The sequence below is a fragment of the Pseudomonas sp. VE 267-6A genome, assembly GCF_024126555.1.
Classification (GTDB): Bacteria; Pseudomonadota; Gammaproteobacteria; order Pseudomonadales; family Pseudomonadaceae; genus Aquipseudomonas; species Aquipseudomonas palmensis.
In genome coordinates this window covers 44,561-65,755 of sequence record NZ_JAMYBY010000003.1, presented here as the reverse complement: position 1 = coordinate 65,755, position 21,195 = coordinate 44,561, and the positions used below count along the sequence as shown (strand labels likewise).

General features: G+C 60.9%; 18 protein-coding genes and 2 tRNA genes. 19 read left to right on the top strand and 1 reads right to left on the bottom strand.

Annotated elements, in window-relative coordinates; all coding sequences use genetic code 11:
* Positions 1 to 3 precede the first annotated feature (3 nt).
* The 4 genes from carA to NJH59_RS03755 all read left to right on the top strand — a co-directional run bounded on the left by carA (position 4) and on the right by NJH59_RS03755 (position 5,373).
* Entirely contained in the window at positions 4 to 1,140 is a 1,137-nt protein-coding gene (carA, locus tag NJH59_RS03770) for a glutamine-hydrolyzing carbamoyl-phosphate synthase small subunit (protein WP_043863829.1), read from the top strand.
* A 108-nt stretch (positions 1,141 to 1,248) separates the two neighbouring features.
* Positions 1,249 to 4,470 (top strand): carbamoyl-phosphate synthase large subunit, encoded by a 3,222-nt coding sequence (gene carB, locus NJH59_RS03765; RefSeq protein ID WP_043863828.1) that lies wholly within the window; start codon positions 1,249 to 1,251, stop codon positions 4,468 to 4,470.
* Entirely contained in the window at positions 4,467 to 4,949 is a 483-nt protein-coding gene (gene greA / locus NJH59_RS03760) for a transcription elongation factor GreA (protein WP_185061966.1), read from the top strand. The genes carB and greA overlap by 4 nt, the downstream gene beginning before the upstream one ends.
* A 28-nt stretch (positions 4,950 to 4,977) precedes the next feature.
* Positions 4,978 to 5,373, top strand: coding sequence for an MFS transporter (locus tag NJH59_RS03755; protein ID WP_253086478.1), 396 nt, complete (start codon positions 4,978 to 4,980; stop codon positions 5,371 to 5,373).
* Positions 5,374 to 5,385: 12 nt separating this feature from the next.
* Here the strand turns inward: NJH59_RS03755 and yhbY are convergent, their stop codons facing one another.
* Positions 5,386 to 5,694: a ribosome assembly RNA-binding protein YhbY gene (gene yhbY, locus NJH59_RS03750; protein ID WP_038606752.1), complete on the bottom strand. Its 309-nt coding sequence runs from the start codon at positions 5,692 to 5,694 to the stop codon at positions 5,386 to 5,388.
* A gap of 101 nt (positions 5,695 to 5,795) precedes the next feature.
* On the opposite strand from yhbY, the gene rlmE reads away from it, so the two are divergent.
* From rlmE to pnp, 15 genes are all read left to right on the top strand, one after another.
* Entirely contained in the window at positions 5,796 to 6,419 is a 624-nt protein-coding gene (gene rlmE, locus NJH59_RS03745; protein WP_043863826.1) for a 23S rRNA (uridine(2552)-2'-O)-methyltransferase RlmE, read from the top strand.
* 212 nt (positions 6,420 to 6,631) lie between these two features.
* The gene (ftsH, locus tag NJH59_RS03740) at positions 6,632 to 8,539 is read left to right on the top strand and encodes an ATP-dependent zinc metalloprotease FtsH (RefSeq protein WP_043863825.1); all 1,908 of its coding nucleotides are present in this window, start codon (positions 6,632 to 6,634) and stop codon (positions 8,537 to 8,539) included.
* A gap of 8 nt (positions 8,540 to 8,547) precedes the next feature.
* Positions 8,548 to 9,399 carry a dihydropteroate synthase gene (gene folP, locus NJH59_RS03735; protein WP_043863824.1) on the top strand — a complete coding sequence of 284 codons (852 nt, stop codon included), beginning with the start codon at positions 8,548 to 8,550 and terminating at the stop codon, positions 9,397 to 9,399.
* A gap of 20 nt (positions 9,400 to 9,419) precedes the next feature.
* The gene (glmM, locus tag NJH59_RS03730) at positions 9,420 to 10,760 is read left to right on the top strand and encodes a phosphoglucosamine mutase (protein WP_054916542.1); all 1,341 of its coding nucleotides are present in this window, start codon (positions 9,420 to 9,422) and stop codon (positions 10,758 to 10,760) included.
* 66 nt (positions 10,761 to 10,826) lie between these two features.
* Positions 10,827 to 11,582: a triose-phosphate isomerase gene (tpiA, locus tag NJH59_RS03725; RefSeq protein WP_043863822.1), complete on the top strand. Its 756-nt coding sequence runs from the start codon at positions 10,827 to 10,829 to the stop codon at positions 11,580 to 11,582.
* Positions 11,583 to 11,585: 3 nt separating this feature from the next.
* On the top strand, positions 11,586 to 11,972 hold the full coding sequence (secG, locus tag NJH59_RS03720; protein ID WP_078481335.1) for a preprotein translocase subunit SecG: 387 nt from the start codon (positions 11,586 to 11,588) through the stop codon (positions 11,970 to 11,972).
* 19 nt (positions 11,973 to 11,991) lie between these two features.
* A tRNA-Leu gene (locus NJH59_RS03715) sits at positions 11,992 to 12,077 on the top strand.
* A gap of 98 nt (positions 12,078 to 12,175) precedes the next feature.
* Positions 12,176 to 12,252: transfer RNA gene (locus tag NJH59_RS03710), tRNA-Met, on the top strand.
* A 130-nt stretch (positions 12,253 to 12,382) separates the two neighbouring features.
* A complete protein-coding gene (rimP, locus tag NJH59_RS03705) occupies positions 12,383 to 12,841 on the top strand; it encodes a ribosome maturation factor RimP (protein ID WP_043863937.1) in 459 nt (152 codons plus the stop codon).
* Between the two features lie 59 nt (positions 12,842 to 12,900).
* Positions 12,901 to 14,382, top strand: a complete 1,482-nt coding sequence (nusA, locus tag NJH59_RS03700; RefSeq protein ID WP_043863821.1) for a transcription termination factor NusA — start codon at positions 12,901 to 12,903, stop codon at positions 14,380 to 14,382.
* Positions 14,383 to 14,408: 26 nt separating this feature from the next.
* Complete coding sequence (gene infB / locus NJH59_RS03695; protein ID WP_043863820.1) at positions 14,409 to 16,913, top strand: translation initiation factor IF-2; 2,505 nt, start codon at positions 14,409 to 14,411, stop codon at positions 16,911 to 16,913.
* 122 nt (positions 16,914 to 17,035) lie between these two features.
* On the top strand, positions 17,036 to 17,437 hold the full coding sequence (gene rbfA, locus NJH59_RS03690) for a 30S ribosome-binding factor RbfA (RefSeq protein ID WP_043863819.1): 402 nt from the start codon (positions 17,036 to 17,038) through the stop codon (positions 17,435 to 17,437).
* A 3-nt stretch (positions 17,438 to 17,440) separates the two neighbouring features.
* Positions 17,441 to 18,358: a tRNA pseudouridine(55) synthase TruB gene (gene truB, locus NJH59_RS03685; RefSeq protein WP_043863818.1), complete on the top strand. Its 918-nt coding sequence runs from the start codon at positions 17,441 to 17,443 to the stop codon at positions 18,356 to 18,358.
* 153 nt (positions 18,359 to 18,511) lie between these two features.
* Entirely contained in the window at positions 18,512 to 18,781 is a 270-nt protein-coding gene (gene rpsO / locus NJH59_RS03680) for a 30S ribosomal protein S15 (RefSeq protein WP_010222985.1), read from the top strand.
* A gap of 250 nt (positions 18,782 to 19,031) precedes the next feature.
* Positions 19,032 to 21,137 (top strand): polyribonucleotide nucleotidyltransferase, encoded by a 2,106-nt coding sequence (pnp, locus tag NJH59_RS03675; protein WP_043863817.1) that lies wholly within the window; start codon positions 19,032 to 19,034, stop codon positions 21,135 to 21,137.
* The last annotated feature ends 58 nt before the right edge of the window (positions 21,138 to 21,195 follow it).

The following is a 21,195-nucleotide window of genomic DNA, read 5'->3' as shown; positions in this document are numbered from 1 at the left end:
TTCTTGACTAAGCCAGCCATACTCGCCCTTGCCGATGGCAGCATTTTTCGCGGTGAGGCCATTGGAGCCGACGGTCAGACCGTTGGTGAGGTGGTGTTCAACACCGCAATGACCGGCTATCAGGAAATCCTGACTGACCCTTCTTACTCGCAGCAGATCGTTACCCTGACCTACCCGCACATCGGCAACACCGGCACCACGCCGGAAGACGCCGAGTCCGATCGGGTCTGGTCGGCCGGCCTGGTCATCCGTGACCTGCCGCTGATCGCCAGCAACTGGCGCAACACGATGTCGCTGTCCGATTACCTCAAGGCCAACAATGTGGTGGCCATTGCCGGTATCGACACCCGTCGCCTGACCCGCATCCTGCGTGAGAAGGGCGCGCAGAACGGCTGCATCCTGGCTGGCGACAACATTTCTGAAGAGGCGGCCATCGCAGCCGCGCGCGGCTTCCCAGGCCTGAAGGGCATGGACCTGGCCAAGGTCGTCAGCACCAAGAGCCGCTACGAGTGGCGCTCCAGCGTGTGGAACCTGAAGACCGACAGCCACCCGACCATCGACGCCGCCGAGCTGCCGTACCACGTCGTGGCCTACGACTATGGCGTCAAGCTGAACATCCTGCGCATGCTGGTAGAGCGCGGCTGCCGCGTCACCGTGGTGCCGGCGCAAACCCCGGCCAGCGAAGTGCTCGCGCTCAACCCCGATGGCGTGTTCCTGTCCAACGGCCCGGGCGACCCCGAGCCTTGCGACTACGCGATCCAGGCGATCCGCGAAATCCTCGAAACCGAAGTGCCGGTGTTCGGTATCTGCCTGGGCCACCAGCTGCTGGCCCTGGCCTCCGGTGCCAAGACCGTCAAGATGGGTCATGGTCACCACGGTGCCAACCACCCGGTCCAGGACCTGGACACCGGCGTGGTGATGATCACCAGCCAGAACCACGGTTTCGCGGTAGATGAAGCGACCCTGCCAGGCAACGTGCGCGCCATCCACAAGTCGCTGTTCGACGGTACCCTGCAGGGCATCGAGCGCACCGACAAGAGCGCCTTCAGCTTCCAGGGTCACCCTGAGGCGAGCCCGGGCCCGACCGACGTCGCGCCACTGTTTGATCGTTTCATCGATGCCATGGCCAAGCGCCGCTGAGCACCCCCCGGAGGCAGCCCTGAACCGGCACAGGCCGCGTTCAGGCGCTCCTCGAGTGGATTGTTCGACACAGCTTGCCCACTGACCCGCGGATTTGAGTGACAACCCATGCCAAAACGTACAGACATCAAAAGCATCCTGATTCTCGGCGCCGGCCCGATCGTGATCGGCCAGGCCTGCGAATTCGACTACTCCGGCGCCCAGGCCTGCAAGGCCCTGCGCGAGGAGGGTTTTCGCGTCATCCTGGTGAACTCCAACCCGGCCACCATCATGACCGACCCGGCCATGGCCGACGCCACCTACATCGAGCCGATCAAGTGGCAGTCGGTGGCCAAGATCATCGAGAAGGAGCGCCCTGACGCGCTGCTGCCGACCATGGGCGGCCAGACCGCGCTGAACTGCGCACTGGACCTGGAGCGCGAAGGCGTCCTGGAAAAATTCGGCGTGGAAATGATCGGTGCCAACGCCGACACCATCGACAAGGCCGAAGACCGCTCGCGTTTCGACAAGGCCATGAAGGCCATCGGCCTGGAATGCCCGCGCTCGGGTATCGCCCACAGCATGGAAGAGGCCAATGCGGTGCTCGAGAAGCTGGGCTTCCCGTGCATTATCCGCCCGTCCTTCACCATGGGCGGCACTGGTGGCGGCATCGCCTACAACCGTGAAGAATTCGAAGAAATCTGCGCCCGTGGTCTGGACCTGTCGCCAACCAAGGAACTGCTGATCGACGAATCGCTGATCGGCTGGAAAGAGTACGAGATGGAAGTGGTCCGCGACAAAAAGGACAACTGCATCATTGTCTGCTCCATCGAGAACTTCGACCCGATGGGCGTGCACACCGGTGACTCGATCACCGTCGCACCGGCACAGACCCTGACCGACAAGGAATACCAGATCATGCGCAACGCCTCGCTGGCGGTGCTGCGTGAAATCGGTGTCGAAACCGGCGGCTCCAACGTGCAGTTCGGTATCTGCCCGGACACTGGCCGCATGGTCGTGATCGAGATGAACCCGCGGGTTTCGCGTTCCTCGGCCCTGGCCTCGAAAGCCACCGGCTTCCCGATCGCCAAGATCGCCGCCAAGCTGGCTGTTGGCTACACCCTCGACGAACTGCAGAACGACATCACCGGTGGTCGCACGCCGGCCTCGTTCGAGCCGTCGATCGACTACGTCGTCACCAAGCTGCCACGCTTTGCCTTCGAAAAATTCCCGAAAGCCGATGCCCGCCTGACCACCCAGATGAAATCCGTGGGTGAAGTCATGGCTATCGGCCGCACCTTCCAGGAGTCGCTGCAGAAAGCCCTGCGCGGCCTGGAAGTCGGTGTATGCGGGCTGGACCCGAAAGTCGACCTGGCCAGCCCGGAAGCTGCCAGCATCCTCAAGCGCGAGCTGACCGTGCCGGGCGCCGAGCGTATCTGGTATGTGGCAGACGCCATGCGTTCGGGCATGAGCGTGGATGAAATCTTCGCCCTGACCATGATCGACCGCTGGTTCCTGGTGCAGATGGAAGACCTGATCAAGGAAGAAGAGAAGGTCAAGACCCTGGGCCTGGCCGATATCGACAAGGCCCTGATGCTGCGCCTCAAGCGCAAGGGCTTCTCTGACCAGCGCCTGGCCAAGCTGCTGGGCATCACCGACAAGAACCTGCGTCGTCACCGCCACAAGCTCGAGATCTTCCCGGTCTACAAGCGCGTCGATACCTGCGCTGCCGAGTTCGCCACCGACACCGCCTATCTGTACTCCACCTACGAGGAAGAGTGCGAGGCCAACCCGTCGACCCGCGACAAGATCATGATCCTGGGTGGCGGCCCCAACCGTATCGGCCAGGGCATCGAGTTCGACTACTGCTGCGTCCATGCGGCACTGGCACTGCGTGAAGACGGCTACGAGACCATCATGGTCAACTGCAACCCGGAGACCGTCTCCACCGATTACGATACCTCCGACCGCCTGTACTTCGAGCCGCTGACCCTGGAAGACGTGCTGGAAGTGGTGCGTGTCGAGAAGCCGAAAGGCGTCATCGTGCACTACGGCGGCCAGACTCCGCTGAAACTGGCCCGTGCCCTGGAAGAAGCCGGCGTACCGATCATCGGTACCAGCCCGGACTCCATCGACCGTGCCGAAGACCGTGAGCGCTTCCAGCAGATGGTTCAGCGCCTGAACCTGCTGCAGCCGCCAAACGCCACCGTGCGCAGCGAAGACGAAGCGATTCGTGCTGCCGGCGTCATCGGTTACCCGCTGGTGGTGCGCCCGTCCTACGTACTGGGCGGCCGTGCGATGGAGATTGTCTACGAACTGGACGAACTCAAGCGCTACCTGCGTGAAGCGGTGCAGGTGTCCAACGACAGCCCTGTGCTGCTGGACCACTTCCTCAACTGCGCCATCGAGATGGACGTGGATGCGGTCTGCGACGGCACCGACGTGGTGATCGGCGCGATCATGCAGCACATCGAGCAGGCCGGTGTTCACTCCGGTGACTCGGCATGCTCGCTGCCGCCGTACTCGCTGCCTGCCCACGTGCAGGACGAAGTGCGCGACCAGGTCAAGAAGATGGCACTGGAGCTGGGCGTTGTCGGCCTGATGAACGTGCAGCTGGCGCTGCAGGGCGACAAGATCTACGTGATCGAGGTCAACCCGCGTGCTTCGCGTACCGTACCGTTCGTGTCCAAGTGCATCGGCACCTCGCTGGCGATGATTGCGGCTCGCGTCATGGCCGGCAAGACCCTGAAAGAGATCGGTTTCACCCAGGAAATCATTCCGAACTTCTACAGCGTGAAGGAAGCGGTGTTCCCGTTCGCGAAGTTCCCGGGCGTCGATCCGATCCTCGGCCCTGAAATGAAGTCCACCGGTGAAGTCATGGGTGTCGGCGACACCTTCGGCGAAGCCTTCGCCAAGGCCCAGATGGGCGCCAGCGAAGTGCTGCCGACCGGCGGCACCGCGTTCATCAGCGTGCGTGACGACGACAAGCCGCAGGTGGCTGGCGTTGCCCGCGACCTGATCAACCTGGGCTTCGAAGTGGTTGCCACGGCCGGTACCGCCAAGATCATCGAGGCGGCAGGCCTGAAAGTGCGTCGCGTGAACAAGGTGACCGAAGGTCGTCCGCACGTGGTCGACATGATCAAGAACGACGAAGTGTCGCTGATCATCAACACCACCGAAGGTCGCCAGTCGATTGCCGACTCCTACTCGATTCGTCGCAATGCGTTGCAGCACAAGATCTACTGCACCACGACCATTGCGGCCGGTGAAGCCATCTGCGAAGCGCTGAAGTTCGGTCCGGAAAAAACCGTACGTCGCTTGCAGGATCTGCATGCAGGACTCAAAGCATGAGTATTACCAAATACCCGATGACCGTTCAGGGCGCTCGCGCCCTGGAGGAAGAGCATCTCTTCCTGAGCAAGACCGAGCGCCCGCGCCTGAGCCAGGCGATTGGCGAAGCCCGTGAGCTGGGCGATCTCAAGGAAAACGCCGAGTACCACGCTGCCCGTGAAGAACAGGGCATGGTCGAGGCGCGTATCCGCGATATCGAAGGCCGCCTGCAGAACGCGGTAGTGATTGACGTTACCACCATTGCCCACACGGGCAAGGTGATCTTCGGCACCACCGTGGACCTTGAAAACACCGAAACCGGCGATCAGGTGACCTACCAGATCGTTGGTGAGGACGAGGCGGACGTCAAGAACGGCAAGCTCTCGGTCGGTGCTCCGATCGCCCGCGCCATCATCGGCAAGGAAGAGGGTGACACTGTGGTGATCAAGACGCCGAGCGGCACAGTCGAGTACGAGATTGTCGAAGTCCGTCACATTTGATCGCCCGCGCGGCTTTGCCGCGTCGGCAGTGATCTGGCAGCTGGCCCAGGTGCTCTGGGTCGGCGGCGTGTGGATGCTGCATTTTGCGGTACTGCCGGTGCTGGGCCAGATTGGCCTGGCGCCGCTGTTGATCGAGGATTTTGGCGTGCTGGCCGCGTCGCTGCTGGTCGTCTTTGCGGCGGTGGGCTGCGGCGTGCAGGTGCTGGTGCTGATTCAGGCCGAAGGGATGGCCAGCCTGTGGCGAGACATGCGTGGGCAACTGCTGCTGATGGCAGTGGCGGCGTGCGTGATGTATTTCGTCTTGCGGGTTGGCGGGGCGGGGCAGTTGCGTTGGCAGCTGTTCTGCTACCTGGTGCTGGGCCTCAGCGGTTTGCTGCTGGTGCTGCAGCCGCCGCCGGGCAGGGCGCGCGAGGCGCGCCACTGAACGGCGCGAACATCACTTGTAGCGGTGGATGTTCGACAGTTGCTTGTTGGGCTGCGGGTTGCGGCGATAGATCAGTGCCTTCTTGCCGATGGTCTGCACCAGTTCGGCGCGGCCGGCCTTGCACAGTGCGGCAATGGCGGCGGCACGTTCTTCGCGGTCTTCCGAGCGGATCTCTACCTTGATCAGTTCGTGATCGGCCAGGGCGCGCTCGAGTTCGGCGATAACCCCTTCAGTCAGGCCGTTGCCTGCCACAATCAGAACTGGTTTCAGATCGTGGCCAATGGATTTGTACTGTTTCTTCTGCTCGTTATTGAGCGGCATAATCTGACCCTTTGTCTAGATTCTGTAAAAATGGCGGCCATTTTACCCGAGGGCCCGTGGATCCGCCCAGTTAATCACGACCCTTATCATCGAGGTGCCCAGTGGCGCGTTCCAAGACAAGCCTTGGCTGGCTGAAAGAACACTTTAACGATCCTTACGTCAAAAAGGCGCAAAAGGACGGATATCGCTCGCGCGCGAGCTACAAATTGCTCGAAATCCAGGAAAAGTACCGTTTGATCCGCCCGGGCATGAGCGTGATCGATCTGGGCGCGGCGCCCGGTGGCTGGTCGCAGGTGACCAGTCGTCTGATTGGCGGTCAGGGGCGTCTGATTGCCTCGGACATCCTCGAAATGGACAGTATTCCCGACGTTACCTTCATCCAGGGCGACTTTACCCAGGATGAAGTGCTGGCGCAGATTCTCGAGGCGGTCGGTAATTCGCACGTAGACCTTGTGATTTCCGATATGGCCCCCAATATGAGTGGTACGCCCGCTGTGGATATGCCCAAGGCCATGTTCCTGTGCGAGCTGGCCCTTGATCTGGCGACCCGGGTACTCAAGCCGGGTGGCGATTTTCTGATCAAGATCTTTCAGGGCGAGGGGTTTGACGTCTACCTCAAGGACGCCCGCAAGAAATTCGACAAGGTGCAGATGCTCAAGCCCGATTCTTCACGCGATCGCTCCCGCGAGCAGTACATGCTGGGGCGTGGCTACAAGGGCGAGTAGGGCTTCAGGCCGGCAGCTTCCAGGGTATCCGATAGCTATTTCCAATCGGATGTCCTGCCTGACCTGGATGAACATCGTGTAGTCTAGGTTTCACAAAGGGTTACAGACGGCGCCTGCAGACATGTAGGTAATGTAGTAAGTTAAGCCGGTGATTATCATGCGAGGCACGGCTGCGCCTAAGGCCTGCCTCAGAGGGTAGCTAATTGAACGACATGGCAAAGAATCTGATCCTGTGGTTGATCATCGCCGCGGTCCTGGTGACCGTGATGAACAACTTCTCCAGCCCGAACGAGCCGCAGACCCTCAACTATTCCGACTTCATTCAGCAGGTCAAGGATGGCAAGGTCGAGCGTGTGACGGTCGACGGTGCAGTCATCATTGGTAAGCGTACCGACGGCGACAGCTTCAAGACCGTGCGTCCCGCGATCGCCGACAACGGCCTGATCGGCGACCTGGTCGACAACCACGTCGTGGTCGAAGGCAAGCAGCCTGAACAACAAAGCATCTGGACCCAGTTGCTGGTCGCCAGCTTCCCGATCCTGGTCATCATCGCCGTGTTCATGTTCTTCATGCGCCAGATGCAGGGCGGTGCCGGTGGCAAGGGTGGGCCGATGAGTTTCGGCAAGAGCAAGGCGCGCCTGCTCTCCGAAGACCAGGTCAAGACCACCCTGGCCGACGTCGCAGGTTGCGACGAAGCCAAGGAAGAGGTTGGCGAGCTGGTCGAGTTCCTGCGTGATCCAGGCAAGTTCCAGCGCCTCGGCGGTCGTATTCCGCGCGGCGTGCTGATGGTCGGCCCGCCCGGTACCGGTAAGACCCTGCTGGCCAAGGCCATCGCGGGTGAGGCCAAGGTGCCGTTCTTCACCATTTCCGGTTCCGACTTCGTTGAAATGTTCGTGGGTGTCGGTGCCAGCCGTGTACGTGACATGTTCGAGCAGGCCAAGAAGCACGCACCGTGCATCATCTTCATCGACGAAATCGACGCCGTCGGTCGCCACCGTGGCGCCGGCATGGGCGGTGGTCATGACGAGCGCGAGCAGACCCTCAACCAGTTGCTGGTGGAGATGGACGGCTTCGAAATGAACGACGGCATCATCGTGATCGCCGCTACCAACCGTCCGGACGTTCTTGACCCTGCGTTGCTGCGTCCAGGCCGTTTTGACCGCCAAGTGGTCGTGGGCCTGCCCGACATCCGTGGTCGCGAGCAGATTCTCAAGGTGCACATGCGCAAGACGCCGATCGGCGACAACGTGAACCCTGCCGTGATCGCCCGTGGTACGCCCGGCTTCTCCGGTGCCGACCTGGCCAACCTGGTCAACGAGGCGTCGCTGTTCGCTGCGCGCGGCGGCAAGCGTGTGGTCGAGATGAAGGAGTTCGAGCTGGCCAAGGACAAGATCATGATGGGCGCCGAGCGCAAGTCGATGGTCATGTCCGAGAAAGAGAAGCAGAACACCGCTTACCACGAGGCGGGTCACGCCATCGTCGGTCGCGTGGTGCCCGAGCACGACCCTGTGTACAAGGTCTCGATCATTCCGCGCGGTCGCGCCCTGGGCGTCACCATGTTCTTGCCGGAAGAGGACCGCTACAGCCTGTCCAAGCGTGCGCTGATCAGTCAGATCTGCTCGTTGTACGGTGGTCGTATCGCCGAGGAAATGACCCTTGGCTTCGATGGCGTTACCACGGGTGCCTCCAACGACATCATGCGAGCCAGCCAGATCGCTCGCAACATGGTCACCAAGTGGGGCTTGTCGGAAAAACTCGGCCCGCTGATGTACGCCGAAGAAGAAGGCGAAGTGTTCTTGGGCCGCAGTGCCGGTTCCCAGCACGCCAGCGTTTCGGGCGAGACGGCCAAGTTGATCGACTCCGAGGTGCGCAGCATCATCGACCAGTGCTATGCCACTGCCAAGCAGATCCTCACCGAAAACCGTGACAAGCTCGATGCCATGGCCGATGCGCTGATGAAGTACGAGACCATCGATGCCGACCAGATCGACGACATCATGGCCGGTCGCGAGCCGCGTGAGCCACGTGACTGGGAAGGTGGTTCGGGCACTTCGGGCACCTCTGCCACGCAAGGTGATCGCCCCGAGTCCCCGATCGGTGGTCCGGCGGCGCAGCTCTAAGGGTTGACATGACTTCACAGCAGTACCCAACCCGGTTGCCTTGCGGCAACCGGGTTCTCGACCTTTCCCGTACCCATGTGATGGGTATCCTCAACATAACCCCTGATTCCTTCTCGGACGGCGGTCGCTTCACCCAGCGTGATGCGGCCTTGCGCCATGCCGAAGCGATGGTGGCGGCCGGTGCTACGCTTGTCGATGTCGGTGGGGAGTCCACCCGGCCAGGTGCACGCGTGGTCACTGCTCTCGAAGAGCTCGAGCGGGTTGCACCCATTGTCGAAGCGATCAGTCGCGAGCTGGATGTCATCATCTCGGTAGATACCTCGACGCCGGCTGTGATCCGCGAGACTGCCCGCCTGGGCGCGGGGCTGATCAACGATGTGCGCTCGCTTACCCGCGATGGCGCCCTGGATGCCGCTGCAGCCACCGGTTTGCCGGTCTGCCTTATGCACATGCGCGGCGAGCCCGGCGACATGCAGAACAACCCGCACTACGACGATGTGACCGTCGAGGTGGCGATGTTTCTCGAGCAGCGCATGGCAGCCTGTGCTTCGGTGGGTATCGGCGCCGAAAAGATTGTGCTCGATCCGGGCTTTGGTTTTGCCAAGACGCTTGCGCACAACCTCAGCCTGTTCAAGCATATGCAGGACCTTTATCGCCTGGGCCGCCCCCTCCTGGTGGGCGTTTCGCGCAAGAGCATGATCGGCCTGGCGCTGGAGCGTCCGGTCGGTGAGCGGCTTTATGGCAGCCTGGCGCTTGCTGCGCTGGCGATGACCCGGGGTGCGAGCATCCTGCGGGTTCACGATGTTGCCGAGACCGTCGACGTGGTACGGATGATTGCAGCGGTTGAAGCCGCCGAATAAGAGTGACGGAGCATTTCACTATGAGCAGAAAATATTTTGGTACCGACGGCATTCGTGGCCGTGTCGGCGAATACCCGATCACGCCGGATTTCATGCTCAAGCTCGGTTGGGCCGCAGGCATGGCCTTTCGCAAGCTCGGCGCCTGCCGGGTGCTCGTAGGCAAGGACACGCGTATCTCCGGCTACATGTTCGAGTCGGCCCTTGAGGCCGGTCTGTCGGCGGCGGGCGCAGATGTGCTGCTGCTCGGCCCGATGCCGACGCCGGCCATCGCCTACCTGACCCGCACCTTCCATGCCGAAGCCGGGATCGTCATCAGTGCGTCGCACAATCCGCATGACGACAACGGCATCAAGTTCTTCTCCGGTCAGGGCACCAAGCTGCCCGACGATGTGGAGCAGATGATCGAGGAGTTGCTCGACAAACCCATGACCGTGGTCGAGTCGAGCAAGCTGGGCAAGGTGTCGCGCATCAACGACGCGGCCGGCCGCTACATCGAGTTCTGCAAGAGCAGCGTGCCGACCAGTACCGATTTCGCCGGCCTCAAGCTGGTGGTCGACTGCGCCCACGGCGCCACGTACAAGGTGGCCCCCAGCGTGTTTCGCGAGCTCGGCGCCGATGTCACGGTGCTGGCCGCGCAGCCGGATGGCCTCAACATCAACGAGAACTGCGGTTCGACCCATATCGAGTCGCTTCAGGCGGCGGTGCTGGTAGGGCATGCCGACCTGGGGATCGCGTTCGACGGTGACGGTGACCGGGTGCTGATGGTCGACCATACCGGCGCGATCGTCGATGGTGACGAATTGCTGTTCATCATTGCCCGTGACCTCCAGGAGCGTGGCAAGCTCAATGGTGGCGTTGTGGGTACGCTGATGAGCAACCTGGGCCTCGAACTGGCCTTGCAGGAGCTCTCGATACCGTTTGTGCGTGCCAAGGTGGGTGACCGCTATGTGATGGCCGAACTGCTGGAGCGCGACTGGAACATCGGCGGCGAGAACTCCGGGCACGTGGTGTGCTTCAGTCATACCACCACAGGAGATGCGATCATCGCTGCCCTGCAGGTGCTGATGGCGCTCAAGCGTCGCGGTGAAACCCTGGCTCAGGCCCGTCAGGCGCTGCGCAAATGCCCGCAGGTGCTGATCAATGTTCGCTTTGGCGAGAGCAAGGTAGACCCTGTCGAGCACCCGGCGGTCAAACAGGCCTGCGAGCGGGTCACCGAGGCCATGGCGGGTCGTGGTCGCGTGCTGCTGCGCAAGTCCGGCACAGAGCCACTGGTGCGTGTGATGGTCGAAGGTGATGACGAAAGTCAGGTGCGCGGCTACGCCGAGGAACTGGCAAAGCTGGTAACTGAAGTTTGCGCCTGATTAGCGCTTGCCAGTGGTGATCGGGTTGGGTAACATCTGCGCCCACTTTGACCGACGAGGTACAGCATGCGTCGCCCTATGGTAGCTGGTAACTGGAAGATGCACGGTACCCGCGCCAGCGTCGCTGAGCTGATCAAGGGCTTGAGCAATCTAGCCCTGCCGAGCGGTGTTGAAGTCGCGGTGTTCCCGCCCTGCCTGTACATCAATCAAGCGATTGAAGGGTTGCAGGGCAAGTCGATAGCCGTGGGTGCTCAGGATTCTGCGGTAGAGCCCCAGCAAGGCGCGCTGACCGGTGAGGTTGCTCCGAGTCAGCTGGTCGATGCGGGATGTGAGCTGGTGCTGATCGGGCACTCGGAGCGTCGCCAGATACTGGGCGAAAGCGACGAAGTGCTGAATCGCAAGTTCGCTGCGGCTCAGGCTTGCGGGTTGAAGCCTGTGCTCTGTGTAGGGGAAACCCTGGAGGAGCGCGAAGCTGGCAAGACGCTTGAGGTTGTAGGGCGTCAGTTGAGCAGCATCATCGACGCATTCGGTGTTGAGGCCTTCGCCAGTGCAATCATTGCCTATGAGCCTGTATGGGCCATCGGCACCGGCCTCACGGCCAGCCCGCAACAGGCTCAGGATGTGCACAAGGCCATTCGCGAGCAACTGGCGGCAAAGAATTCAGAGGTCGCGATGAATGTGCGGCTTCTATACGGCGGCAGCGTGAAGGCGGCCAATGCGGCTGAGCTGTTCGGCATGCCGGATATCGATGGGGGGCTCATTGGTGGAGCTTCCCTGAACGCAGACGAATTCGGTGCAATTTGTCGCGCCGCAGGAAACTGAAAAATGCTGGAAACAGTCGTAGTAGTTTTTCATCTGTTGGGCGCACTGGGTTTGGTAGTGCTGGTGTTGCTGCAACAGGGTAAAGGTGCGGAAGCAGGTGCATCTTTCGGCGCAGGGGCTTCAAATACTGTGTTCGGAAGCCAAGGTTCTGCTACCTTTCTTAGTAAGTTTACTGCTATACTTGCCGCCAGTTTCTTCATAACCGCCCTAGGGTTAGGTTACTTTGCTAAAGAGAAAGCTCATCAGCTGACTCAGGTAGGGCTTCCAGATCCAGCGGTACTTGAAGTGAAGCAGCAAAAACCGGCAACAGATGATGTACCGGTGCTCCAGGAGCAACAGGCACCCGCCAGCAACACCGGCGATGTACCTCCAGCTCAAGAGCAGAAGTAACGGGTTTCAAAGTAGTATTGCCGAGGTGGTGGAATTGGTAGACACGCAACCTTGAGGTGGTTGTGCCCATAGGGTGTAGGGGTTCGAGTCCCCTTCTCGGTACCAATTGAAACAAGACAGCCCGCTACAGCGGGCTTTCTTGTAGGTGGAGGTTAGATTGACCCCTCGCGGGGTTCGGTCGTATACTTTCGCCCCAGCTTTGACGCGGGGTGGAGCAGTCTGGTAGCTCGTCGGGCTCATAACCCGAAGGTCGTTGGTTCAAATCCAGCCCCCGCAACCAGTTTCAGCAGAGCCCCTTTTCAGGGGCTTTTTGTTAGCTGATCAGTTCTCAGCGCCGGTATTCACCCGGCGTATCAGGGATGGGCGCTTCGCCCATTTTTTATTTGCATAGCATGCACAAGGGGGTTCAGGTGTCGAGCAAGCTAGAAGAGTTGCAGGCCTTGTTGGCCCCGGTGGTCGTGGCCCTAGGCTATGAATGCTGGGGTATCGAGTTTTCGGCTCAAGGCCGCCACTCAATGTTGCGCGTTTATATCGACAAAGAAGGCGGTGTGCTGGTGGATGACTGCGCCATCGTCAGCCGTCAGATCAGCGGCATTCTGGATGTCGAAGATCCCATTTCCGTTGAATACACCCTTGAAGTTTCCTCTCCTGGCATGGAACGCCCGCTGTTCACACTTGAACAGTTTGCAAAGTATGTCGGTGAGCAGGTGAAGATTAAACTGCGCTCGCCTTTCGAAGGTCGACGTAATTTTCAGGGCCTTCTGCGCGGTGTGGAAGAGCAGGATGTCGTGGTGCAGGTAGATGACCACGAATTCCTTCTGCCGATCGACATGATCGACAAGGCCAACATTATTCCCAGTTTTGACTGAGACATGCCGGGTCCGATAGTTCGTGCGGACCCAATGGCTTGCGAAAGGCGAGGCGTACGATGAGCAAAGAAGTACTGCTGGTTGTTGAGTCGGTATCCAATGAAAAGGGTGTACCGGCAGACGTGATTTTCGAAGCATTGGAAGTGGCCCTGGCCACTGCTACCAAGAAGCGTTTCGAAGATGAAGTCGACCTGCGTGTGGAGATCAACCGCCACACCGGTAACTACGAGACTTTCCGTCGCTGGACGGTGGTCGAGGAAGAGGATCTTGACGATCCTGCGATCGAAACCTGGCCAAGCAAGATTCAGGAAACCCATCCTGAAGCCAAGGTTGGCGATGTCATCGAAGAGAAGATCGAGTCCATCGAGTTCGGCCGCATCGCTGCACAGACCGCCAAGCAGGTCATCGTGCAGAAGGTCCGCGAAGCCGAGCGCGCACAGGTGGTCGATGCTTATCGCGAGCGTCTGGGCGAAATCATCTCGGGTACTGTCAAGAAGGTTACCCGTGACAACGTGATCGTCGACCTGGGCAACAACGCCGAAGCGCTGCTGGCCCGTGAAGACATCATCTCCCGCGAGACTTTCCGTGTCGGTGTTCGTGTACGTGCACTGCTCAAGGAAATCCGCACCGAAAACCGCGGCCCGCAGCTGATCCTGTCGCGTACCGCGCCCCAGATGCTGATCGAACTGTTCCGCATCGAAGTGCCGGAAATCGCCGAGGGCCTTATCGAGGTCATGGCGGCTTCCCGTGACCCGGGTTCTCGCGCCAAGATCGCTGTCCGCTCCAAGGACAAGCGCATCGACCCGCAAGGCGCCTGCATCGGTATGCGCGGTTCGCGCGTACAGGCAGTGTCTGGCGAGTTGGGCGGCGAGCGAGTGGATATCGTCCTGTGGGACGACAACCCGGCCCAGTTTGTCATCAACGCCATGTCGCCGGCAGAAGTCGCGGCGATCATCGTTGATGAAGATGCCCACGCGATGGACATCGCTGTAGCCGCGGACAACCTGGCGCAAGCCATTGGCCGTGGTGGTCAGAACGTACGTCTGGCCAGCCAGTTGACCGGCTGGACCCTGAACGTGATGACCGAGTCGGACATCCAGGCCAAGCAACAAGCTGAAACCGGCGACATTCTGCGTAACTTCATCGAAGAGCTGGAAGTCGACGAAGAGCTGGCGCAGGTTCTCGTTGACGAAGGTTTCACCAGCCTGGAAGAAATTGCCTACGTACCGCTGGAAGAAATGCTCAACATCGATGGCTTCGACGAGGAGATCGTCAACGAACTCCGCGCGCGTGCCAAGGACCGCCTGTTGACCAAAGCCATCGCTACTGAGGAAAAACTGGCAGACGCCCATCCGGCCGAAGACCTGCTCTCGCTTGAGGGTATGGACAAGGATCTGGCGGCGGAACTGGCGGTGCGCGGCGTGGTTACCCGCGAAGACCTGGCCGAGCAGTCGATTGATGACCTGCTCGACATCGACGGCATCGACGAAGAACGTGCCGGCAAGTTGATCATGGCCGCCCGAGCCCACTGGTTCGAGTAAGTAGGCTGGCCTGAGGAGAGAAGTGCATGACGCAAGTCACGGTGAAAGAATTGGCCCAAGAGGTCGCTGCACCGGTAGAGCGCCTGCTGCAGCAGATGCGTGAGGCAGGTCTGCCGCACACCGACGCCGGTCAGGTAGTGACCGACAGTGAGAAGCAGGCTCTGCTGACCCACTTGAAAAGCAGCCACAAGGCGAAGGTGGAAGAGCCGCGCAAGATTACCTTGCAGCGCAAGACCACCAGCACCCTGCGTGTTGCTGGTAGCAAGAGCATCAGCGTAGAAGTACGCAAGAAGAAAGTTTTCGTACAGCGCAGCCCCGAAGAAATCCAGGCTGAGCAGAATCGCGAGCTGGAAGAACGTCGTGCCGCTGAAAACGCAGCACGCGACAAGTCTGAAGCTGAAGCGCGTAAACGTGCCGAAGAATCCGCCAGCCGTCAGCCGGCCAGCGCACCTGCGCCAGCCGCTGCAGCACCAGCCGTGACGGCTGCGCCTGCAGCTGCCGAGCCGGTTGCAGCTCCGGCCCCGGGTGTCGAGCGCAAGAAAGCCGAAGATGCCCGTCGCAACGACAAGTCGCGTGACGACGACCGCCGTGGTGGCGAGCGCCGCAACGAGGCCCCGCGCGTATCGGTCAAGGTCAAGGAAAAGGAAAAGGCGCCAGCTCCACGTGCCGCCCCACGCACCACCGAAGAGGAAAGCGACAGCTTCCGCCGTGGTGGCCGTGGCAAGGGCAAGATGAAGAAGCGCAATGCCCACGGCTTCCAGAGCCCGACCGGTCCGGTTATCCGCGACGTGGCCATTGGCGAGACCATCACTGTTTCCGAGCTGGCACAGCAGATGTCGGTCAAGGCCGCTGAAGTCGTCAAGTTCATGTTCAAGATGGGTACTCCGGTCACCATCAACCAGGTGCTCGATCAGGAAACTGCTCAGCTGATCGCCGAAGAGCTGGGCCACAAGGTCACGCTGGTCAGCGACAACGCGCTGGAAGATTCCCTGGCCGAGTCCCTGAAGTTCGAAGGCGAGTCGTTCTCCCGTGCGCCGGTCGTGACCGTAATGGGCCACGTTGACCACGGTAAGACTTCCCTGCTCGACTACATCCGTCGTGCCAAGGTAGCTGCCGGCGAAGCCGGTGGTATCACCCAGCACATCGGTGCGTACCACGTGGAAACCGACCGTGGCATGGTCACCTTCCTCGACACCCCGGGTCACGCCGCGTTTACCGCAATGCGTGCCCGTGGTGCCAAGGCGACCGACATCGTGATCCTGGTGGTCGCGGCGGACGACGGCGTGATGCCGCAAACCCGTGAAGCGGTACAGCACGCCAAGGCGGCAGGTGTTCCACTGGTCGTTGCAGTGAACAAGATCGACAAGCCAGGTGCAGACCTGGACCGCATCCGCAACGAACTGGCCGTCGAAGGCGTGACCTCCGAGGACTGGGGTGGCGACACGCCATTCGTCAAGGTTTCGGCCAAGATGGGTACCGGCGTCGACGAACTGCTCGAAGCCGTTCTGCTGCAAGCCGAGATCCTCGAGCTCAAGGCCACCCCATCGGCCCCTGGCCGTGGTGTCGTGGTCGAGTCGCGCCTGGACAAGGGCCGTGGCCCGGTGGCTACCGTGCTGGTTCAGGACGGTACCCTGCGTCAGGGCGACATGGTGCTGTGCGGTTCGAACTACGGCCGTGTACGGGCCATGCTCGACGAGAACGGCAAGCCTGTTAAGGAAGCCGGCCCGTCGATCCCGGTCGAGATTCTCGGCCTGGATGGCACCCCGGATGCCGGTGACGAACTGAGCGTGGTTGCCGACGAGAAGAAAGCCCGTGAAGTGGCTCTGTTCCGTCAAGGCAAGTTCCGCGAAGTCAAACTGGCACGTGCCCACGCTGGCAAGCTCGAGAACATCTTCGAGAACATGGGCCAGGAAGAGAAGAAGACCCTCAACATCGTACTCAAGTCCGATGTGCGTGGTTCTCTGGAGGCCCTGCAGGGCTCCCTCAGCGGTCTTGGCAACGACGAAGTACAGGTTCGCGTGATCGGCGGCGGTGTCGGTGGTATCACCGAGAGCGACGCCAACCTGGCCCTGGCTTCCAATGCAGTACTGTTCGGCTTCAACGTGCGTGCCGATGCCGGCGCGCGCAAGATCGTCGAGCAGGAAGGTCTGGATATGCGTTACTACAACGTGATCTACGACATCATTGAAGACGTCAAGAAAGCCCTGACCGGCATGCTCGGCAGCGATGTTCGCGAGAACATCCTGGGTATCGCCGAAGTGCGTGACGTGTTCCGTTCGCCGAAGTTCGGCGCCATCGCCGGCTGCATGGTCACCGAGGGTGTGGTTTACCGCAACCGTCCGATTCGCGTACTGCGCGACGACGTGGTGATCTTCGAAGGCGAACTGGAGTCGCTGCGTCGCTTCAAGGACGATGCGTCCGAAGTACGTGCCGGCATGGAGTGCGGTATTGGCGTCAAGAGCTACAACGACGTCAAGGTCGGCGACAAGATCGAAGTCTTCGAGAAAGTCCAAGTGGCTCGCACGCTCTAAGCCGCGAGCTTGGGAGCCGCAGACCGCCCGCCGCAAGGCGCAGGTCGGCGGCTCTGAACGCAACGCCCGGTCAGGCCCAAGCCTGGCCGGGCGTTTGCCGCTTTAGTTACAGGTAGCAAAACATGGCAAAAGAATACAGCCGTACCCAACGTATCGGCGATCAGATGCAGCGCGAACTGGCGCAACTGATCCGTCGCGAAGTCAAAGATCCGCGCGTCGGCCTGGTGACCATCACCGCCGTCGACGTCAGCCGCGATGTCGGCCACGCCAAGGTGTTCATCACCGTGATGGGCGAGGACAGCGCAGAAGACATCAAGCAAAGCCTCAAGGTGCTCAACAGCGCCGCCGGTTTCCTGCGCATGCAACTGGGCAAGGAAATGAAGCTGCGCAGCGTGCCGCAACTGCACTTCCACTACGACGAGAGCGTGACCCGCGGTGCCCATCTGTCGGCACTGATCGAGCGCGCGGTCGCCGAGGACAGCCAGCACAAGTCCGACGATACCCCCCTGGACACCAAGGAGTAAGCGGTGGCTCAGGTCAAGCGTATCCGTCGTAACGTCAGCGGCATCATCCTGCTCGACAAGCCGTTGGGGTTCACCTCCAATGCTGCCCTGCAGAAGGTGCGCTGGCTGCTCAACGCCGAGAAGGCCGGACATACCGGCAGCCTCGACCCGCTGGCCAGTGGCGTGCTGCCGCTGTGCTTCGGCGAGGCGACCAAGTTCTCGCAATACCTGCTCGAGTCCGACAAGGGCTACGAGACGGTGATGCAACTGGGGCAGACCACCAACACGGGCGACGCCGAAGGCGAAATTCTGCAAACCCGCGAAGTGACCGTTGGTCGCAGCGACGTTGAAGCCGTACTGCCACAGTTTCGTGGTCCAATCAGCCAGATACCGCCGATGTACTCGGCGCTCAAGCGCGATGGCCAGCCGCTGTACAAGCTGGCACGTGCAGGCGAAGTAGTGGAGCGTGAAGCGCGTTCTGTTACTATTAACCGCTTGGAGCTGCTCGAGTGCGAAGGCACCCGGGTACGCCTCTCGGTAGGCTGCAGCAAGGGCACCTACATCCGTACGCTGGTAGAGGACATCGGTGAGCAGCTGGGCTGCGGCGCCTATGTTGCAGAACTGCGCCGTACGCATGCAGGCCCCTTCGAACTGGCCCAGACCGTCACCCTCGAAGAGCTCGAGCAGGTGCACGCCGAAGGTGGCAACGAAGCGGTCGACCGCTTCCTGATGCCATCGGACAGCGGGTTGCAGGACTGGCCGTTGCTGCACTTCTCCGAGCACAGCGCGTTCTACTGGCTGCATGGTCAGCCGGTACGTGCACCGGATGCGCCGAAGTTCGGCATGGTCCGCGTGCAGGATCACAACGGTCGTTTCATCGGTATCGGTGAAGTGAGCGAAGACGGGCGCATTGCGCCACGTCGACTGATTCGGTCGGAATGATCGAAACCTTCAGTGTCGGGTTCAGGCCCGGCACTGGCGGGCAAGAGGATGGCTGTCAATAGGCACGGTCACGCCTCACTTTTAAATACAGGGATCTGTCCCTGGCCTATTGGAAACCGTGTGTACGGTTTCCCTTGATATTGGAGAAGCCAGATGGCACTCAGCGTTGAAGAAAAAGCAAAGATCGTTGGCGAATACCAGCAAGCAGCCGGTGACACCGGTAGCCCGGAAGTGCAGGTTGCCCTGCTGACCGCCAACATCAACAAGCTGCAAGGCCACTTCAAGGCCAACGGTAAAGACCACCACTCCCGTCGTGGTCTGATCCGCATGGTAAACCAGCGTCGCAAGCTGCTGGACTACCTGAAAGGTAAAGACACCACTCGTTACAGCGCCCTGATCGGTCGTCTGGGCCTGCGTCGCTAATAGCGGCCTGGTCAGTGGTGTGCACGGCGTGCTGCTGTCATCCGCCGAGGGCTTCGGCCCCCGCGCGGGTGAGCACGTCGCGCGTATCTATGAGGTTGGCTGTCTGCCTCGCCCGCGCGGTTTACCGCAAGGGCAGGGCAGGCTCCCAACCTCTAGTTTTATCTGGACTGCCAACAGGGCCGATTCCCTGTGCTGCCCAAGAATTCGCAAGAACCAGTTCCCCCAGAGCCACTGAAGAAGGTAGGAAACCGTGAACCCGGTAATCAAGAAATTCCAGTTCGGTCAATCGACCGTTACCCTCGAGACGGGCCGTATTGCTCGTCAAGCGTCCGGCGCCGTATTGGTCACCGTCGACAACGATGTCACCGTGCTGGTGACCGTGGTCGGTGCCAAACAGGCCGATCCAGGCAAAGGCTTCTTCCCCCTGTCCGTTCACTATCAGGAAAAGACCTACGCCGCCGGCAAGATCCCTGGTGGTTTCTTCAAGCGTGAAGGTCGTCCTTCCGAGAAAGAGACCCTGACCTCGCGTCTGATCGACCGTCCGATCCGTCCGCTGTTCCCTGAAGGCTTCATGAACGAAGTGCAGGTTGTCTGCACCGTCGTTTCCACCAGCAAGAAAACCGATCCGGACATCGCTGCCATGATCGGTACCTCGGCTGCGCTGGCCATCTCCGGCATTCCGTTCGAAGGCCCTATCGGCGCCGCCCGTGTCGCTTTCCACGAAAGCACCGGCTACCTGCTGAACCCGACCTACGAGCAACTGGCTGCCTCGAGCCTGGACATGGTCGTTGCCGGTACCTCCGACGCCGTGCTGATGGTCGAATCGGAAGCCAAGGAGCTGACCGAAGACCAGATGCTGGGCGCCGTGCTGTTCGCCCACGATGAATTCCAGGCCGTGATCCAGGCCGTCAAGGAGCTGGCTGCCGAAGCCGCCAAGCCTACCTGGGACTGGACTGCCAAGGCCGAGAACACCCCGCTGCTGAGCGCCATTCGTGGCGAATTCGGTGCCGCGGTGTCCGATGCCTACACCATCACCGTCAAGGCCGACCGTTACGCTCGCCTGGGCGAGCTGCGCGAGCAGGTCATCGCCAAGTTCTCCGGCGAAGAAGGCCAGCCGACTGCCGCTGAAGTCAAAGAGATCTTCGGTGAAATCGAATACCGCACCGTTCGCGAAAACATCGTCAACGGCAAGCCACGTATCGATGGTCGCGACACCAAGACCGTGCGCCCGCTGAACATCGAAGTCGGCGTGCTGCCGAAAACCCACGGTTCGGCCCTGTTCACCCGTGGCGAAACCCAGGCCCTGGTCGTTGCGACCCTGGGTACTGCACGTGACGCACAGCTGCTGGACACCCTGGAAGGCGAGCGCAAAGACCCCTTCATGCTGCACTACAACTTCCCGCCGTTCTCGGTGGGCGAGTGTGGCCGCATGGGCGGTGCTGGTCGTCGCGAAATCGGTCACGGCCGTCTGGCCCGTCGTTCGGTCCAGGCCATGCTGCCGGCCGCCGACGTGTTCCCGTACACCATCCGCGTGGTGTCGGAGATCACCGAATCCAACGGTTCGAGCTCGATGGCTTCGGTCTGTGGCGCTTCCCTGGCCCTGATGGACGCTGGTGTACCGATGAAGGCGCCGGTAGCCGGTATCGCCATGGGTCTGGTCAAAGAGGGCGAGAAGTTCGCCATCCTGACCGACATCCTGGGTGATGAAGACCACCTGGGCGACATGGACTTCAAGGTAGCCGGTACCGCCAAGGGTGTGACCGCGCTGCAGATGGACATCAAGATCAACGGCATCACCGAAGAGATCATGGAAATCGCCCTGGGCCAGGCCCTGGAAGCGCGCCTGAACATCCTCGGCCAGATGAACCAGATCATTGGCCAGTCGCGTACCGAGCTGTCGGAAAACGCACCGACCATGATCGCGATGAAGATCGACACCGACAAGATTCGCGACGTCATCGGCAAGGGCGGCGCAACCATCCGTGCCATCTGCGAAGAAACCAAGGCGTCGATCGATATCGAAGACGACGGTTCGATCAAGATCTTCGGCGAAACCAAGGATGCTGCAGAAGCTGCGCGCCAGCGCGTTCTGAGCATCACTGCCGAAGCCGAGATCGGCAAGATCTACGTCGGCAAGGTCGAGCGCATCGTCGACTTCGGTGCATTCGTCAACATCCTGCCGGGCAAGGACGGTCTGGTTCACATCTCCATGCTGAGCGATGCTCGCGTCGAGAAAGTGACCGACATCCTGAAAGAAGGCCAGGAAGTCGAAGTACTGGTACTGGACGTGGACAACCGCGGCCGTATCAAGCTGTCGATCAAGGACGTTGCCGCCGCCAAGGCGTCGGGCGTCTGATGATGCAGCAGGGCAGGTAACTGCCCGGTAGTGCCAATGCCCCGTATCGCAGGATACG